Annotated in this window: 18 protein-coding genes; 2 read left to right on the top strand and 16 right to left on the bottom strand. The window is 43.0% G+C overall.

From position 1 onward, the window contains the following. Position 1 precedes the first annotated feature (1 nt). From vctG to F9817_RS11060, 6 genes are all read right to left on the bottom strand, one after another. On the bottom strand, positions 2–952 hold the full coding sequence (gene vctG / locus F9817_RS11085) for an iron chelate uptake ABC transporter permease subunit VctG (RefSeq protein ID WP_161155483.1): 951 nt from the start codon (positions 950–952) through the stop codon (positions 2–4). Beyond that, positions 942–1,880 (bottom strand): iron chelate uptake ABC transporter permease subunit VctD, encoded by a 939-nt coding sequence (vctD, locus tag F9817_RS11080; RefSeq protein ID WP_161155481.1) that lies wholly within the window; start codon positions 1,878–1,880, stop codon positions 942–944. The genes vctG and vctD overlap by 11 nt, the downstream gene beginning before the upstream one ends. Positions 1,881–1,943: 63 nt before the next feature. Continuing rightward, positions 1,944–2,855, bottom strand: a complete 912-nt coding sequence (locus F9817_RS11075) for a siderophore ABC transporter substrate-binding protein (RefSeq protein ID WP_161155479.1) — start codon at positions 2,853–2,855, stop codon at positions 1,944–1,946. Positions 2,856–3,151: 296 nt separating this feature from the next. Next, positions 3,152–3,934, bottom strand: coding sequence for a class II glutamine amidotransferase (locus F9817_RS11070; RefSeq protein ID WP_161155477.1), 783 nt, complete (start codon positions 3,932–3,934; stop codon positions 3,152–3,154). A gap of 271 nt (positions 3,935–4,205) precedes the next feature. Further along, complete coding sequence (locus F9817_RS11065) at positions 4,206–5,852, bottom strand: methyl-accepting chemotaxis protein (protein WP_161155475.1); 1,647 nt, start codon at positions 5,850–5,852, stop codon at positions 4,206–4,208. A 221-nt stretch (positions 5,853–6,073) separates the two neighbouring features. Beyond that, the gene (locus F9817_RS11060) at positions 6,074–6,340 is read right to left on the bottom strand and encodes a hypothetical protein (protein WP_161155473.1); all 267 of its coding nucleotides are present in this window, start codon (positions 6,338–6,340) and stop codon (positions 6,074–6,076) included. A gap of 183 nt (positions 6,341–6,523) precedes the next feature. On the opposite strand from F9817_RS11060, the gene F9817_RS11055 reads away from it, so the two are divergent. After that, positions 6,524–6,832 carry a cysteine-rich CWC family protein gene (locus tag F9817_RS11055; RefSeq protein ID WP_161155588.1) on the top strand — a complete coding sequence of 103 codons (309 nt, stop codon included), beginning with the start codon at positions 6,524–6,526 and terminating at the stop codon, positions 6,830–6,832. A gap of 321 nt (positions 6,833–7,153) precedes the next feature. On the opposite strand, the gene F9817_RS11050 is transcribed toward F9817_RS11055, so the two are convergent. Then, positions 7,154–7,501 carry a HopJ type III effector protein gene (locus tag F9817_RS11050; protein WP_161155471.1) on the bottom strand — a complete coding sequence of 116 codons (348 nt, stop codon included), beginning with the start codon at positions 7,499–7,501 and terminating at the stop codon, positions 7,154–7,156. A 374-nt stretch (positions 7,502–7,875) separates the two neighbouring features. On the opposite strand from F9817_RS11050, the gene F9817_RS11045 reads away from it, so the two are divergent. Next, on the top strand, positions 7,876–9,870 hold the full coding sequence (locus F9817_RS11045; RefSeq protein ID WP_161155469.1) for a methyl-accepting chemotaxis protein: 1,995 nt from the start codon (positions 7,876–7,878) through the stop codon (positions 9,868–9,870). A 79-nt stretch (positions 9,871–9,949) separates the two neighbouring features. Here the strand turns inward: F9817_RS11045 and F9817_RS11040 are convergent, their stop codons facing one another. The 9 genes from F9817_RS11040 to F9817_RS11000 are packed head-to-tail and all read right to left on the bottom strand — an operon-like array spanning position 9,950 to position 16,786. After that, positions 9,950–10,396, bottom strand: a complete 447-nt coding sequence (locus tag F9817_RS11040) for a F0F1 ATP synthase subunit epsilon (protein ID WP_161155467.1) — start codon at positions 10,394–10,396, stop codon at positions 9,950–9,952. Between the two features lie 15 nt (positions 10,397–10,411). Then, complete coding sequence (gene atpD, locus F9817_RS11035; protein ID WP_161155465.1) at positions 10,412–11,797, bottom strand: F0F1 ATP synthase subunit beta; 1,386 nt, start codon at positions 11,795–11,797, stop codon at positions 10,412–10,414. Positions 11,798–11,821: 24 nt separating this feature from the next. Beyond that, positions 11,822–12,682, bottom strand: a complete 861-nt coding sequence (atpG, locus tag F9817_RS11030) for a F0F1 ATP synthase subunit gamma (protein WP_161155463.1) — start codon at positions 12,680–12,682, stop codon at positions 11,822–11,824. Between the two features lie 30 nt (positions 12,683–12,712). Beyond that, positions 12,713–14,248: a F0F1 ATP synthase subunit alpha gene (gene atpA / locus F9817_RS11025; RefSeq protein WP_161155461.1), complete on the bottom strand. Its 1,536-nt coding sequence runs from the start codon at positions 14,246–14,248 to the stop codon at positions 12,713–12,715. A gap of 12 nt (positions 14,249–14,260) precedes the next feature. After that, positions 14,261–14,803 (bottom strand): F0F1 ATP synthase subunit delta, encoded by a 543-nt coding sequence (locus F9817_RS11020; RefSeq protein ID WP_161155459.1) that lies wholly within the window; start codon positions 14,801–14,803, stop codon positions 14,261–14,263. Positions 14,804–14,812: 9 nt separating this feature from the next. Further along, entirely contained in the window at positions 14,813–15,283 is a 471-nt protein-coding gene (locus tag F9817_RS11015; RefSeq protein ID WP_161155457.1) for a F0F1 ATP synthase subunit B, read from the bottom strand. Positions 15,284–15,327: 44 nt separating this feature from the next. Beyond that, positions 15,328–15,564 carry a F0F1 ATP synthase subunit C gene (gene atpE / locus F9817_RS11010; RefSeq protein ID WP_004730405.1) on the bottom strand — a complete coding sequence of 79 codons (237 nt, stop codon included), beginning with the start codon at positions 15,562–15,564 and terminating at the stop codon, positions 15,328–15,330. Between the two features lie 52 nt (positions 15,565–15,616). Beyond that, positions 15,617–16,387, bottom strand: coding sequence for a F0F1 ATP synthase subunit A (gene atpB / locus F9817_RS11005; RefSeq protein WP_161155455.1), 771 nt, complete (start codon positions 16,385–16,387; stop codon positions 15,617–15,619). Further along, the gene (locus tag F9817_RS11000) at positions 16,388–16,786 is read right to left on the bottom strand and encodes an ATP synthase subunit I (RefSeq protein ID WP_161155453.1); all 399 of its coding nucleotides are present in this window, start codon (positions 16,784–16,786) and stop codon (positions 16,388–16,390) included. Between the last annotated feature and the right edge of the window lie 83 nt (positions 16,787–16,869).

The raw sequence follows: 16,869 nt of genomic DNA, 5'->3' as shown, positions 1-16,869 counted from the left end.
CTTAAACCACTTTGTTACGAATCAGTAGCGTTAAAAAGTAGACGCCACCAATGAAATTAATGACAACACTGATTGTTGTGCCAAAATTAAATACTTTTTCTACCACCCATTGACCAGACAATAACGCACATACCGACATCGCTGAACAGGCGAATAATAACGTACGGTGGCGGAAAGTATTAAACCATTCACGCGTTAAATTGGTAACCAATAAACCGAAAAACATAATTGGCCCAACCAGCGCTGTCGATATCGAAATTAAAATGGCACTCAATAACAATACATTTCTGGTTGTTTTTCGTACATCGACTCCTAGCCCAATAGCATTATCCTGATCAAGCCAAAACACATCGAGCGTTCTATGCATTCGAAATAATAAAAAGGCGACAACAATTAATAATGGTGCAGTTAAATACACTAGGTCGACATTAATATTGTTGAAACTTGCAAACATATTTGACTGCAAGGTAGCAAAATCGTTAGGGTCCATTAACATTGTCAAGAATGAAGCCACATTGCCAAATAAAGCCCCGAGAATCACACCAAGCAATAATAACACCATCAAATTTCGCTGCTGACCACGAAAATAAAAAGCAAACAACAAAAATGAAAAGCCCAGCATAACGACCATGGCAATCGTAAAATTCGCATAAGCGTTGACGGAGTAAAAACTCATTCCACCAAACAGCACCACCACCAATACTTGGGTCAGCATATACAAGGAGTCAAACCCCATAATGCTCGGCGTTAAAATCCGGTTATTGGTAATGGTTTGGAACGTTAACGAAGACTGAGCAATCGCAATGCCGGCTAAAGTCATGGCGATGACCTTAGGTGCTCTACGTGACAAAAAGTAATGGTAGTTGTCTGCATTTAGACCGATACAGATAAACAGTGCCGCAAATACTAACGAGACAACAACTAATATAACCAGCTTGGTTCTATCCTGCATGCTTTTGACCTCGCAGGATTAAGGTAATAAAGGCAATACCGCCTAGAATGCTAATAATCATTGAAATAGGCACTTCATACGGGAAAATAATCACTCGACCCACTAAATCACACGCCAGCACTAGTAACGCACCGCAGGCTGCGCTGATGGGAATATTACGCCGCAAGTTGTCTCCACAAAAACTGCTCACTAAGTTAGGGACGATCAAGCCCAAAAATGGCAATTGACCCACAATCATGACCACGGTTGCCGACATCATGGACACCAAACAGACGCCAATCACCAACACTTGCTGATAATTCAAACCCAAATTGACCGCAAAATCTTTGCCCATACCAACAGCAGAGATTCGAGCGGCGTACAAATAGCTAAAAATCGCAATGGGTATGGCGATATAGAGCAGCTCATAATCCCCCTGCAGCAAATTAGCAAAGTTCGCTACCCCCCAGCCCATCAGGTTTTGTACCGCATCGTATTTATAAGCAATGAATGTTGCGGCTGAAGAGACCACATTACCAAAAATGATACCCACTAATGGTACGAAAATGGCGTTTTTAAATTGAATACGATTGATAAACTGAACAAAGACCAACGTGCCAGCCATTGAAACCAAAAAGATCAGCCAGATGTTGTTACCATCACCAAATATCACCAAACTCAGCACATAGCCCAGCATGGCACACTCAATCGTGCCGGATGTGGATGGCGCAGCAAAACGGTTTTGACTGACCTGCTGCATAATAAGTCCTGCAATGCTTAAACCTGCACCAGAAAGCAAAATCGCGATTAAGCGCGGAACACGGCTCGTCACAAAAAGCTGCCATGCTAATGAATCACCAGCCATGAGCGCAGAAAAGGAAACGTCACCAACGCCGACGAAGAGAGACGCGATACTAAGCAAGATTAATGCGGATAATAGCTTTTTCACACAAAACCTCTATAGAGCTATTACAACAAGGCCCACCGATTGAAGTGGGCCTATGACAAATCGTTATTTAACACTTACCACTTGCTGCATATCAGCAATCATCTGCTCAGTCGCATGCACACCAGCAACCCCCAAATACCAAGCATTGAGATTTAAGTAGGTGACACGATGATGTTTGTATGCGTCCGTCTCTTTAACGAGTGCATTTTCAAAGTCTTCATGCGTATGACTTTTACCTTTATTGACCAGTTTGTCGCGGTCAATAATAAATAGGGTTTGTGGGTTGTGTTCACGAATATATTCGTAAGAGATCAAATCACCGTGACGATTACTCTGCTTCACTTTCACCGTAGGCGTAAAACCAAAGTCTTCATAGACAGAAGAGAACCGTGATTTTTCACCAAAAGTACTCACATTACCGCCAGTCGACAAGACCGTCATGGCATCTTCATGGTGTGCTTGGTTATACGCTTTGATCTGTTTGAATTCTTTATCTAATTGAGCAATTTTTGCATCGACCTTTGGCTCAATAGCAAAAATTTTGCCTAAGTTACGCCATTGCTGTTGGGTATTTTTCCAGTAATCGGTGGTATCAACGTTACCAAATACGATAGTAGGCGCGATGTCTGATAATTCTTTGTACGCTTTGGCCGCTCGCGGACCAATGATGATCAAATCGGGTTTTTCAGAATAGATTTTTTCAAAATCTGGATCGAACAGTGATCCAGCCGAACCATATTGCTCACCTTGATATTTCTTTAAAAAGTCAGGCATAAAACCCACTTTTGATACGGCAACAGGTTTAATACCGAAAGCATCGATGGCGTCTAACGCCCCTATTCCGATCACCACAACTCGTTTCGGTTGTTGTTCTAGAGTCGTTTTCCCTAGTTCGTGTTGAATGGTAACGGTACTTGCTTGGGAAGAAAAGGCAGCCAAAAGCCCTAAAATGGCAACACTCGTCGACGCTTTCATAAAAAGGTTCCTTACATTGTTCAAATGCTATAGATTTTGATACTTATTCTCATTTATGACTGGTACTATACCGTTGCCAATCCCCCATCGCAATAGGATTCAAAGCCTTAGTTAAGTCAATTGGTTAGATAGAAGTCTTTCGGCAGAAAAGTTGCAGTTTTTTACAACAAACTGGCGTTAATTTAGCCAAAACTCAACCTGAATTTAACATCAAATTGGGACACAAAAAGAGATGCACTGCTTTTGGGCAGTGCATCATGTCGAGAAAAAAGCAGTGTTAACCCATGAGTAAGGCGCTAAGCACAGGATTTAAGCAAAGTGATGGGGTAAGTGGTTAATTCACACGCTTGTACATGGATAATGGTTTGTTCTTGCATGATATGCCAAGCACGACCGCTCTCAAGCGGCTCAGACGCCAACACCATACCTCTCTCACAGCATTTAGTGAATACAGTCGGTGGATGGCCATCACTGCTGTAGCGCACAACCCAAAAACTCTGTCCATCAGAGATGCACATTGAAGCGCGAAATGGTTCAGTCACGCCTTTATCAGCAATAACATCTTCAATTTCACTGATGGTTATATTGATTGCGGCAATAGGATCATCACGTAAACCATTTTTGATCATCAATAAAAAGATCAATTCACTATCTGTTGTGCCATTGCGCTTTATATAGAGCTCTTCTGGTAAATGCTTTTCCAGCTCCCACTTCACTTTTTCAAATTGACCAATTTGACCATTGTGCAGAAACATCCACTGATCATCAATGAACGGATGGCAGTTTGAACGAGATACTTGAGTTCCAGTAGAGGAACGCACATGGGCCATAAACCGATGCGACTTTATATGGTGAGTCAACGATCTCAGGTTATCATCACTCCATGCGGGTAACACTTCATGAAATTGTCCCGGAGTTTCTCTTTCATCCGTATACCAACCCAAACCAAACCCATCAGCATTCACGCGTGTCACGGCTTTACGTGCTTCTAGACTTTGGTGAACCAGTGAATGCTCTGGTTCGTAAACTAATTCATCGAGATAAATGGGGACGCCTTGATAGGCAAGCCAACGGCACATAATTACTTCCTAACAACTACAACTGGCATCAATAAACCACGTTTAACGCAGAGTATCAATATCTCACATAAAATTTATTAATATGTTATTACTATTAGTTATATACCGTTAAATAGTCTTCCTCTGTGAACTCTATATGGTTAGTTATCTATGCTGTTTTTGTCATTTTAATCAGCAGTAAGCATCTAATAAACTTATTATTTTGGCCATTATCACCAAAAGTTTATTGTCCTTACACAAACAATATAAATCGCTTATATAAGTTTCTGTTCTAAAGCTTAAATTGTGCAACTAACCGATCCAGCTCACCAGACACCAGATCTAAATTTCCACTCGCTTGATTGAGCTGTGAGGCAAACTCTGCTGTTTGGTTAGTCAGTTGATTAATATCCTCGACATTACGATTAATATCTTCAACCACCGTAGACTGTTCTTCTGTTGCGGTTGCAACTTGGATATTTTGATCGCTAATGTCATGAATATGGGTATTGATTGTCGCTAACGCCTGTGTGGCACTATTCGCAAAATCTACGACTTTCTGACTTTGCTGCTGGCCATTATCCATCGCATTGACCGCCAATTTAGATTCATTTTGTAACGAATCAATCACTGCCTGAATTTCGGATGTGGATTGAGCCGAACGGCTTGCTAAGGTGCGGACTTCATCGGCAACCACAGCAAAACCACGTCCCTGCTCACCGGCTCGTGCCGCTTCAATGGCAGCGTTAAGCGCCAGCAAGTTGGTTTGATCAGAGATACTACGAATAGTATCGAGAGTCGTACTAATCACTGCGACTTGTTTCGCTAATGAATCCACCACACTATTTGCTTCGGTCAGTTCATGCGATAAATACCCAATTTGTTCACGCGCTTGGCCGACCACGTTTTGCCCTTCACCGGAACGTTCCGTTGCTTCTTTTGCCACATCCGCGGCTTGAGCAGCATTATTGGCAATTTCACTGACCGTTGCACCTAACTCATTAATAGCGGTTGCCACCTGCAGGGTACGATCGCGTTGTGAAGTGCAGTTACTTTGCGTTTGATGAGAGCGTTTTGCGACATCTTTTGCCATCACACCCAGCTCTCTTGACTGCGCCGCGACTTGATCAATCGTACTGTGTAATTTTTCGATGAATTGATTAAAACTGCGTGCTATATCGGCCAACTCATCACGTCCATCGAGATCGATTCGGTGATTAAGCGCTAAGTTTTGCGCGGCATCAATCAGGGTGGATTTAATAATATCAACCCGTTGTCGCAGGTGAGTGATAATAACCCACGCGGTGACGATAGAAATGACTAACCCGATGATAATAAGCGCTATCTCAATCACTTTACCGCTTTGATATTCTTCATAACTTAAACGATTTTGGTGTTCTGCTTGCTTTAATAAGTCATTGAGCAAGATGTCGGAAGCGTGACGTATTGCGCTATAATGCTTGGCATATTGATCACGATAGATGGCTTTGGCATGGTCAATGTCACCCCGCTCGAAAGCAGCTAACAGCGGTGTTAAATCATCACTGACCATTGTATTAAATTGTTGGCGAATTTTTTCAGCTTTCTTTTTCAATAAAGGATCGACCTGCGCTTCAACAACTCTATTCATCGCATCGCTCATTTGCGGTATATCTTCGTTACGCGTCTCTTGCACCCTAGTTAATATACCTTTGGCATCTTTTAAGGACGTTTCTTGTAGTAACATCATATCGATTCCCACCCTCATGCGCGGAATTCTAGATGCAGCTTCCGCGACAGCGCGCATAGGGTTGGCGGTATTTAAATACAATTCGGATGCTCGATGTTGCATTAAAGACATAGAGTAAAGACTGGTTATTGCAACACACAACGCTGCAATGCAGGGAATAGCCACCGCGATGATCAGCCGCGACTGTAGGGTTAATCGATTGATACGCATATAGAGTCCTTTTGCCCTGGAAAACGATAACTTACGTTTATAAAATTATTATTTTATTGGGCGACAATTATAAGCATCTACAGACATATCAACAACGAAAGAAAACGTTTCACCTCTCCTAACTTACAAACTTGAATTAACATCACAAAATTTAAGGTTTTTATCGAACAATAACCCAATAAGTGACTGATTTAAATTCATTAAATTTATAACAATTCTCTTTAAACCATATAAGTCACTACCGAAGTCATGACACTTATACACACCATAAATCCCATGAAAACACCTTTCGTTGTATCAGATCGTCTAAAATGCACGAAAAAAGGTGCCAAGAGAAAAATACTGGCAAAGACAGGGAGTACTTGTTCTGGTTCTAACGCAAATATCGCTAATAAACATAGAGCTGAAAGCGCGATCCATTCTGTTTTTAAAGTCAGCTTAATCCCTAAACTGATGACAAATATGATGGCGATGGCTGTCACTAACATAAAACACCTACATGATACTAATTCTCATTTGCATTAATAATAGTGTTAATCCCGTAATGAAGCAAGGGTAAAAAGAAAATTTCGCATAGTCCAATACGCTGGTTATACTCTGCGCTAACGTTACTGAGACAATCGGCCACATAGAGCCATAAATTAGAATAAGAGACGATTATGACGAACCCCATCACCACCCCTTGCATTGCTGCTTGTAAAAATGCTGGTGGTATATGCTCTGGATGCAAACGCACTATCGACGAAATTGTAAGCTGGAAAGAGTTAGATGAGAGAGAAAGAGCTAAGTTGATGAGTGAATTGGCGGGGGAAATCTCTACTCACACCTGCCCTTCTTGTGGAAAACCAGCGCAATGTGATATCGCAGCAGGCAAGTCCACCTGCTGGTGTTTTTCAGTAGAAGAACGTGAGCCTATGCTCGGCTTAGAAACAGAATCCTGCTTATGTCGTGATTGTCTGACTAAACAGCCAATCGCCTGAAGCAAAAAGCCGCAAAGTGTTAACTTCGCGGCTTTCATAAGTGTTATACCCAAGTAACCTCAAGATGCTGTTTCAGCGAGAATGTATTCGCTCTTAGGCAAGGCACTGATTTGAAGACATAGTCATTCTACGTAGAAAATCAGTAACACAGCCTAGGAGCGAATAAAACTCGCCCTTCGGGAGCTCATCAACAAACCTATTTCTGCGCCCAATCACGTTAAAAGGGAATGACCATTCCTGCCGTGATTGAGCTTGACCTAGGCTCGTTGATGAAGCTCTGAATCCTGCATCTTGAGGTCATTTGGGTATATATCGAATCCGTTATTTTTTTGGACTTAACGCTTCACCTGCAAACGTCACACCTTCCCAACCGTTGGCAATAAACTGACGAATATTTTGATGGTTATCGGCGGTCGGTTGCGCAAGCACCTCATCACGATAAATTTCACCAAAGCAAGCAATCGTCTGTTCTGGAGTTAATCCATGCAATTTGGCAAAGGCAAAAATTTTGCACGACCCTTGGTTTTGTCCCTCGGCATTTTCAACATTGCCATTCGTAAAAGCGACGGGAGTAAACTCATAAGCAGATTCGATAGAAGCGATGACCTCTTTAAATTGAATCTTATCCGCTGAAATGGTGATTTGCTCGAGCAATGTTTTGATATCCATAAATTCCTTATTGAGTTAACTCTTCTGTATTGACCCAAATAACATGGCAAGGGGATCATTATTCCTGCCGTGATTGAGCTTAACCTAAGCTCGTTGATGAAGCTCTGCATCTTGAGGTCATTTGGGTATAAATGGCTTAGAGAGCCTATCTTGCCTAAAAAATCCCATAACTGAAACAGTTAACCGAAAAAAGTCCACCCATAATTGATTACTTAAGATTATTTCCTTGTGCAACTTGGTTCTTTTTTAACCTTGTCTACAATTAAGCTTAGACAGTGTTAGCGTGATGCAAACATTAAGGACTAAAACGATAACGCAGGGCCGCGTTCTCTTTGCTGAACTTACAGCCTCTGCGATAAATGTCAGGTATCAGGATGAAAAAATTCTTTAGACAATTTCCCCTTTACCAACTGGTCACTATCTTAGCAGGCTTACCTATTTTGATTAGTATCGCACTTTCTGTCTCTGAGATACGTCAGTTTGACCGAACAGCTGAGCATACAAAGTACGACAACGAAACAGTTAACCTAATGATTGTGTACGACAACTTAGCACACAACCTTGCGGTCGAGCGTGGCCTTACCGCAGGTATGTTAGGTTCCAAAGGTAAGCAGGAACAAGTCGATGCACTGGCAGTTCAACGAAAAAAAGTCGATCAAGCTATCCAAGCTCTTAATCAATTTAATGTGGCCTTCATTTCCCCCAAGTTTGCCCACGACTTGCAACAAGACGTGTCGGCTGAACTCGGTAAATTGGTCGAGGTACGTAATCAAGTCAATTCACTGTCGCCAACGATCTCGCCTTTTGCCTATTACTCTAATTTGAACCGCCTTGCGATTAATAATGCGAGTATTTTGCTCAGCAAAATTGAAAGTGTCGACGTCGCGACCTTAGGTAAGTCTTTATTATCCATCATGGAAATTAAAGAGCGGGCAGGACAAGTGCGTGGGGCTCTAAATGGCGCATTTGCCCGCAAATCTTCGAATATAGAGCAATATGTTGCCGTCATGGATTACATCAAATCGGCTGATTACGCAACTCGGCAGGCGATGTTAACTATGCCCCCATCGGCCTTGGCTCAATTCGAGCAAGTCATTCAAAGCAACACGTGGAAGCAAGTTTCCGACATCCAAAATCAATATCTTACCCAAAAAAATACACTCGATGCATTACAAGGCCCTGCCGCAACGGAATGGTTTGCTTTAGCGACGGAACGTATTAAACAAATAAACCAAGTGCGTAATACCCTGCAAAAAGATATGCAATCTTTAACGCAAGATAAAATCAATACCGCAACGCGTTATGAGATGCTTCTAATTGTGGCAAGTATCCTTGGTGGGCTGGTATTAATAATTGTATTGTTCATTGTTATTAGCGATTTAAAACAGCGGATTGGGTTACTCAATAGTGAACTGGCCAATATGGCACAACATCGCAATCTCACTCATAGCTTTCAAAGTGATGGCAAAGATGAAACAGCGCAGGTTTCTAATAGTATCAACACCCTGATTTTGAGCGTCCGCGATCTGTTGAAAAACGTCATAAGTACTAATAACCACAGTAGCGATCGATTGAAACAGATCGTTCAAAGCGCCAAAGATCTCGGTAATAGTAGTGTTAATACAACCGCCAAATGTACCAATATCGCTGCTGCAATGACCGAATTATCTCAATCCAGTACTGAAATCGCTCACTCTTCTGAACGCGCATTAGAAGAAACTCAGGAAATGAACGATAAAATCAGTGCCTGCCAGACTCAAAGTGTCTCCTCATTTAAAGCTGTTGAAGCGTTAGTCGAGCAAATAGAACAGACTCAGGCCTGTATGCAAGAGCTCGAAAAAGATGCAGATAGCGTAGGAAAAATTGTCGAAACCATCAATGGTATTTCAGAACAAACCAATTTGCTGGCGCTGAATGCCGCTATCGAAGCCGCCCGAGCGGGTGAACATGGCCGTGGATTTGCCGTCGTTTCTACCGAGGTTCGTGATTTGGCTCAACGCAGTAAAGAAGCGACCGAACACATTAGTGAATTGCTGGGAAATATGACTAACAACACGGAAATGGCCGTTGAAAATATGGCCAAAAGTCGAGCTGCCACCGACGATACATTCAACTCAGTCAACACGGTAAAAGGCAGTATTGATGAACTCGAATCGGTGATTGATTCTGTGAATTCACATATCAACAGCATCGCTAACGCCACCATAGAGCAATCGAAAGCAAGTGAAGAAGTTAACCGCGACATTGATACTCTATCTGGTATCGCCGAGCACACCGGAAATCTTGCGCAAGATATGAACAACATCGTGACCAACTACTCTTCGGAAGTAAAACAAGTGAAAGAACAGCTGAATCAGTTTGATGTGTAATGGCCTGACATAAGGCTTAAAACAACAAGGCACGCCATGGCGTGCCTTGATTTTACATGCAAAAGTAAAACTAACGATCTTAACGTTTCTTGCGTGTCCGACTCGCCAATTCTACAGCGCGTAGCTGTGCTAATGCTTTGGTCAGTTCAACTTGCGCTTGAGAGAAGCTCATGTCACCGCCAGACTGACGAATATTCTCTTCCGCAGTCTTACGGGCAGCTTCAGCACGTGCTTTATCAATTTCAGTACCGTGAAGCGCGGTATCTGCAAGCACAGTGACGCTGTCTGGCTGAACTTCGACCAAACCACCTGAGATGTACAAAATCTCTTCTGGTTGATCCAACTTACCAGCAATACGCGCCACGCCAGGCTTAATTTTACTGATCAGTGGTGAGTGTCCAGGACGAATCCCTAACTCACCATCAGCACCGGCAATAGCTAACGCATGCGCCGGACCGGTATACAAAGTGCGTTCCGCGCTAACCACGCTCAATTGAAACGTATTTTGCGTTACACCTATAGCCATAATGCCTCCTGATAATTACAGTGTTTTCGCTTTTTCCAACACTTCGTCAATCGTACCGCAGTACAAGAACGCTTGTTCTGGAATGTCATCGTATTGACCATCTAACAAACCTTTGAAGCTTGAGATGGTGTCTTTCAATGACACGAATACACCAGGCTGACCTGTAAACACTTCTGCTACGTGGTATGGCTGAGTCAGGAAACGCTCAACTTTACGTGCACGAGACACCAAACGTTTATCTTCTTCAGAAAGTTCATCCATACCCAAGATAGCGATGATGTCTTTTAGCTCTTTGTATCGTTGCAGAGTCATCTGTACACGTTGAGCAACATCGTAGTGTTCTTGACCAACAATCAATGGGTCCAATTGACGAGAAGTCGAATCCAATGGGTCTACCGCTGGGTACAAACCAAGTGCTGCAATGTTACGAGACAATACAATGGTTGCATCCAAGTGAGCAAACGTGGTCGCTGGTGATGGGTCAGTCAAGTCATCGGCGGGAACATACACCGCTTGAATAGACGTGATAGAACCAGATTTAGTTGACGTAATACGTTCTTGAAGCACACCCATTTCTTCTGCCAATGTAGGTTGGTAACCTACCGCAGATGGCATACGACCTAGCAGTGCAGATACTTCTGTCCCTGCCAAGGTGTAACGATAGATGTTATCGACAAACAACAGTACATCACGGCCTTCATCACGGAAACGTTCAGCGATAGTCAAACCAGTCAACGCAACACGAAGACGGTTGCCCGGTGGCTCGTTCATCTGACCGTAAACCATCGCAACCTTGTCCAGTACGCCAGCGTCTTTCATTTCGTAGTAGAAGTCGTTACCTTCACGGGTACGTTCCCCTACACCAGTAAACACGGACAAACCAGAGTGGGCTTTAGCGATGTTGTTGATAAGTTCCATCATGTTAACGGTTTTACCAACACCCGCACCACCGAACAGACCGATTTTACCACCCTTAGCGAATGGACAAATCAAATCGATAACTTTGATACCGGTTTCTAAAAGCTCAGTCGAGTTAGATTGCTCTTCGTAACTAGGTGCTTCACGGTGAATCCCGTATTTCAGTTTTTCACCAATAGGACCACATTCATCGATTGGGTTACCCAATACGTTCATGATACGACCTAGGGTTTCTTCACCAACAGGTACTTCAATTGGGCCACCAGTGGTTTCGCACTGAATGCCACGTTTTAGACCATCAGACGTACCCATTGCGATACAACGTACCACACCGCCGCCTAACTGTTGCTGTACTTCAAGCATCAATGACGCGTCAGCACCACCGAGCACTTTCAGCGCATCATAAACACGCGGACCTTGGTTCTGTTCGAACTCAACGTCGACAACCGCGCCAATGACTTTGACGATTTTGCCAATACTCATAATTAAAACCTCAAATTTCTCTCTCTAAACCGCTGCTGCACCGGAAATAATTTCCGTCAACTCATTGGTGATCGCTGCCTGACGGGCTTTGTTAAATGCCAGTTCAAGGTCATCAATCAACTGACTTGCGTTGTCAGTCGCTGATTGCATTGCCATCATCCGCGCGGCTTGTTCACAAGCGATACTCTCAACCACACCCTGATAAACCAGTGATTCGACGTAACGGTGAATCAGATGGTTGAGTATGTCTTGAGGAGACTGTTCGTAGATGTAGTCCCAACGAGTTTCTTTATTGCGTTCAGTGTCTTCTTTAGGGAAAGGCAACATTTGCAGTACGCGTGGTTTTTGCACCATGGTATTGACAAATTGGTTGAACACTAAGTACAGACGATCAATCTTACCTTCGGAATAATGCTCAAGCATGGCGTTGACCGTACCGAGCAAATCTTCGAGTTTTGGCTTATCACCAAGACCGGATGTCTGTGCAATCACATTCCCTATTGAACGGAAAAAGCTAATGGCTTTTGAACCGATCAACGTGGTATCCACCTCAACGCCTTTTTCCTGCCACTGTTTCATATCAGTGAGCACACTCTTAAAGAGGTTGGCGTTAAGACCACCACATAAACCACGATCAGAAGAGATAATTACGTAAGCAACACGCTTAACTTCTCTCTCTTGCAGGAATGGATGAGTATATTCCAAGGTCCCGCTTGATACGTGGTTGATTACCTTACGCATATTTTTCGCGTAAGGGCGCGATGCTTCCATGTTTTCCTGCACTTTACGCATTTTACTGGCAGCAACCATTTGCATCGCACTGGTGATTTTTTGGGTACTCTGAACACTAGCAATCTTGGTGCGAATCTCTTTAGAATTTGCCATAAAGGCCTCCTAGTTAATTACGCTTTACCGTTATTGCAGTGCAGTGAACGATTCCAATAAGCTAAACAGTTGTTTTTCTTCTTCATCGCCATAAGCGCCAGTCTCATTTAAATGAGCCATTAATTCCGCTTGATTTTGATGAGCGTAAGAAAGTAACTCTTCTTCAAATTGACCAAGATTGCCTAGCTCAATACTGTCTAAGAAACCTTTTTCCGCTGAGAAGATAACCACTGCTTGATCAGCCACAGTCATTGGTGAGTACTGTTTCTGTTTCATCAGTTCAGTCACTTTTTCACCATGGTCTAGCTGACGACGAGTCGCTTCGTCCAAATCAGATGAGAACTGTGCGAACGCTGCCAATTCACGATATTGCGCCAATGCAGTACGGATACCACCTGACAATTTTTTCATGATCTTGGTTTGTGCTGCACCACCTACACGAGACACTGAGATACCTGGGTCAACCGCTGGACGTAGACCAGAGTTGAACAACTCAGTTTGTAGGAAGATCTGACCATCAGTAATCGAAATTACGTTAGTTGGTACGAACGCTGATACGTCACCCGCTTGAGTTTCGATGATTGGCAACGCCGTTAATGAACCCGTTTTGCCTTTCACTTCACCGTTAGTTACGCGTTCTACGTATCCTTCATTCACTCGCGCTGCACGTTCTAGTAGACGAGAGTGGAGGTAGAATACGTCACCAGGGAACGCTTCACGACCTGGTGGGCGTTTTAGTAGCAAGGAAATTTGGCGATAAGCCACGGCTTGTTTTGACAAGTCATCGTATACGATTAACGCGTCTTCACCGCGGTCACGGAAGTATTCACCCATGGTACAACCAGAATAAGGCGCTAGGTATTGCAGCGCAGCTGCTTCAGACGCAGAGGCAACCACAACGATAGTGTTGTCTAGCGCGCCATGCTCTTCCAGTTTACGTACCACGTTAGCGATGGTTGATGCTTTTTGACCAATCGCCACATAGATACTTTTAACACCCAATGATTTTTGGTTAATGATCGCATCGATCGCCATGGCTGTTTTACCCGTTTGACGGTCACCGATGATCAATTCACGTTGCCCACGACCGATAGGAATCATCGCGTCAACGGCTTTATAACCCGTTTGAATTGGTTGGTCTACTGATTTACGGTCGATAACCCCAGGTGCAATCACTTCAACAGGTTTGTTAAGTTTTGCTTTAATAGGGCCTTTACCATCGATTGGTTGACCTAGTGTGTTCACTACACGGCCAAGCAATTCATTACCCACTGGCACTTCTAAGATACGACCAGTACCCTTCACTTTCATCCCTTCGCAAAGGTCAGCATAAGGGCCCATAACAACGGCACCAACAGAGTGGCGTTCTAAGTTTAGCGCCAGTGCAAAGCGGTTGTCAGGGAGTTCGATCATTTCACCTTGCATCACGTCTGATAGACCGTGGATAGTGATGATACCGTCACTTACAGAAACGATTGTACCTTCGTTTTTTGCTTCAGTAGCAAGATCGAAGTTAACGATACGCTCTCTGATTAATTCACTAATTTCATTTGAATTTAATTGCATTTCTTTACCCCATTACGCATGTAGGTTGGTCGAGAGGCGGCCGATGTTAGAGATGACGCTGCCATCAAAGACCATTTGATCGGCTTTAATCACCACACCACCTACTAGGGATGGATCAATTTGTTGTTCCAGCACGACGGTTTTTCCGAATTTATTGCTTAACGCTTCGGTAATCTGCGTCAATTGATCTTCACCAAGTAACTCAGACACGCATACTGTGACATTCATTGTTTTCTCAAACTCCGCTTGTAATGCGCGGAATTGGTCAATCACTTCGGTCAACGCGGATAAACGTCTGTTCTCAGCCATGATTTTGAGAAAGTTTTCGAAGTATTCGTTAAACCATTCTCCCCCTGCGTGTAACAGCAGTTGAAGTACTTGATCTTCTGAACCTTCTCCATCCAACTCGGCGATCAATTGGGCAACGGTAGGTTGTTCTAATACCACCCCAACGACCTCAAGCATCTGCTGCCAATCAGCTAACGCATCATTGTCTTTTGCGTAGTCAAAGGCGGCTTTTGCATATGGTTGAGCAATTTCTGTCACTTCAGACATGCTCACCCCCTACAGCTCTTTGATGAAGCGATTAACAAGCTCACGATTCGCTTCGCTATCGAGATTACGGCTAATTAATTTACTCGCACTTTCGATTACCATGTCAGCCATTTCCGCTTGCAGTTCTTGGCGTAGGCGATTACGTTCTGTTTCAATTTCCGCCTGCCCTTCTGCAATAATGCGGGCTTTTTCTTTATTGGCCAGCTCGACTGCTTCTTCAATCATTTTCTCTTGGCGTTGTTTGCCTTGATCAACGAGAGTTTTAGCTTTATCACGAGCTTCAGCAACCAAAGTAGCGCCGTTAGCTTTTGCCAGCTCCAGCTCTTTCGCTGCATCGTCTGCATGTTCCAGACCTTTAGCGATTTCTGCGCGGCGTTCATCCAACAGTTTGACGAGTGGTGGCCATACGTATTTCATGCAGAGCCATGCGAAAATCACAAAGGAAATCACTTGGCCAAGCATTGTTGCATTAATGTTCATAGCACCCTCACATCTATAACGTTATTAGTTTCGGTTAGTTTGAATTACGCTACAGCGAAGATGATGTACAAACCGATACCAACACCGATCATAGGAACCGCGTCCACAAGACCCATCATGATAAAGAATTGGGTACGAAGCATTGGGGTCAAATCAGGTTGACGCGCGACACCCTCAAGATATTTACCCGCTAGGTTACCGATACCAGATGCAGCCCCTGCTGCACCTAGACCAATCAGTAGTGCACCGGCTACATATAGAACTGCGCTAACGATATCCATAACAACTCCTAGAATTGAATCAAAGATTTAATAAGTTAAATTGAACTAAAAATTAATGGTTTTCTTCCACTGCCATCGCCAAATATACGATGGTCAATACCATGAAAATAAATGCCTGTAGAATTACTATTAATACGTGGAATAAAGCCCATGGAACACTTAATGCCCATTGAATCCACCAAGGTAATAATGCAATTAGAATGAAGATCATTTCACCAGCATACATATTACCGAATAACCGTAATCCTAGAGATATAGGTTTGGAGATTAGAGTTACCATTTCCAAAACAAAGTTAACAGGATACAAGAACGGTGAAGTAAAAGGCTGAGTTGTTAACTCTTTGATAAAGCCTGTAATCCCTTTACTTTTAAGTGTGTAACCAATAACTAATACAAATACACATAACGCCATCGACATCGTAATATTTACATCCGCGGATGGTAGTGCACGGAAATGCCCTATACCTATGGCTTGAGTAAATTGAGGAATTAAATCGACTGGTAATAAATCGATAGCATTCATCAATAATACCCACACGAAAATAGTTAATGACAAAGGACCAATTAAACGATCTTTTGACTGAAATATTTCGCTACATAGGTTTTCTACAAACTCAAATATTAACTCAATAAGACACTGAAAACGGCTTGGCACTCCTTTCGTACTTTTGCTAATCGCATAGCGGAACGAGAGTATAAAAATGAGACCGAGCAACCAAACCATAAACATGGAGTCGATATTGATACCCCAAAAACCTTCCCCTTGAGTCAGGAAAGTTAAGTGGTGCTCAATATACTCATGAGCGGTTTCAATTTTTGCCATCTATGCCTTCCCTTCATCTTGACCAGCCATCAGTGGTGTAACGAAATGCCCAAGCATCGCGACACTGAATGCGATCAAAACGACTACATTGTGAAGAGACAACAACTTAAAAGTTAAGACAAACAATAAAATTGTATATATCAACTTTGTCCGACGACTTAATTTCATTAAGTCTCGAAGGCTCTTCGTAGGTTGAGACCTCGATTTAATAGACGCTAACCCCATCCCTAAATAGGAAGGGAGAATTGCGATAATAACTCCAATACACGCAGACTCAGCACTCAATTTACCTTGAGAGAAAAACACACCAATGATGAATAATATTCCCAAAGTTAACTGCGCACAGAGTATTCTTCGTCCAGCTAACATGATGGCTTTGCTGGTACTATTAGCAACCATAAATCACCCATTAAGAACAACTTGACACGTTTTGATAAGTAAAATTCACAAAACTCATCAAATTACTTAATTNCATTTCACCC

It is taken from the genome of Vibrio eleionomae (assembly GCF_009874545.1).
Classification (GTDB): Bacteria; Pseudomonadota; Gammaproteobacteria; order Enterobacterales; family Vibrionaceae; genus Vibrio; species Vibrio nitrifigilis.
This window is presented reverse-complemented; position numbering and strand designations above follow the sequence as displayed.

What these genes read in the sequence shown, in the direction of transcription:
- atpB (WP_161155455.1), bottom strand. Translation starts at nt 16,387, where the DNA reads ATGGCAAAAATTGAAACCGCTCATGAGTATATTGAGCACCACTTAACT.
- atpE (WP_004730405.1), bottom strand. Translation starts at nt 15,564, where the DNA reads ATGGATATCGTTAGCGCAGTTCTATATGTAGCCGGTGCACTACTGATT.
- F9817_RS11045 (WP_161155469.1), top strand. Translation starts at nt 7,876, where the DNA reads ATGAAAAAATTCTTTAGACAATTTCCCCTTTACCAACTGGTCACTATC.
- atpA (WP_161155461.1), bottom strand. Translation starts at nt 14,248, where the DNA reads ATGCAATTAAATTCAAATGAAATTAGTGAATTAATCAGAGAGCGTATC.
- F9817_RS11070 (WP_161155477.1), bottom strand. Translation starts at nt 3,934, where the DNA reads ATGTGCCGTTGGCTTGCCTATCAAGGCGTCCCCATTTATCTCGATGAA.
- atpD (WP_161155465.1), bottom strand. Translation starts at nt 11,797, where the DNA reads ATGAGTATTGGCAAAATCGTCAAAGTCATTGGCGCGGTTGTCGACGTT.
- F9817_RS11015 (WP_161155457.1), bottom strand. Translation starts at nt 15,283, where the DNA reads ATGAACATTAATGCAACAATGCTTGGCCAAGTGATTTCCTTTGTGATT.
- F9817_RS11075 (WP_161155479.1), bottom strand. Translation starts at nt 2,855, where the DNA reads ATGAAAGCGTCGACGAGTGTTGCCATTTTAGGGCTTTTGGCTGCCTTT.
- F9817_RS11020 (WP_161155459.1), bottom strand. Translation starts at nt 14,803, where the DNA reads ATGTCTGAAGTGACAGAAATTGCTCAACCATATGCAAAAGCCGCCTTT.
- F9817_RS11060 (WP_161155473.1), bottom strand. Translation starts at nt 6,340, where the DNA reads ATGTTAGTGACAGCCATCGCCATCATATTTGTCATCAGTTTAGGGATT.
- F9817_RS11050 (WP_161155471.1), bottom strand. Translation starts at nt 7,501, where the DNA reads ATGGATATCAAAACATTGCTCGAGCAAATCACCATTTCAGCGGATAAG.
- F9817_RS11000 (WP_161155453.1), bottom strand. Translation starts at nt 16,786, where the DNA reads ATGGTTGCTAATAGTACCAGCAAAGCCATCATGTTAGCTGGACGAAGA.
- atpG (WP_161155463.1), bottom strand. Translation starts at nt 12,682, where the DNA reads ATGGCAAATTCTAAAGAGATTCGCACCAAGATTGCTAGTGTTCAGAGT.
- F9817_RS11065 (WP_161155475.1), bottom strand. Translation starts at nt 5,852, where the DNA reads ATGCGTATCAATCGATTAACCCTACAGTCGCGGCTGATCATCGCGGTG.
- vctG (WP_161155483.1), bottom strand. Translation starts at nt 952, where the DNA reads ATGCAGGATAGAACCAAGCTGGTTATATTAGTTGTTGTCTCGTTAGTA.
- F9817_RS11040 (WP_161155467.1), bottom strand. Translation starts at nt 10,396, where the DNA reads ATGGCTATAGGTGTAACGCAAAATACGTTTCAATTGAGCGTGGTTAGC.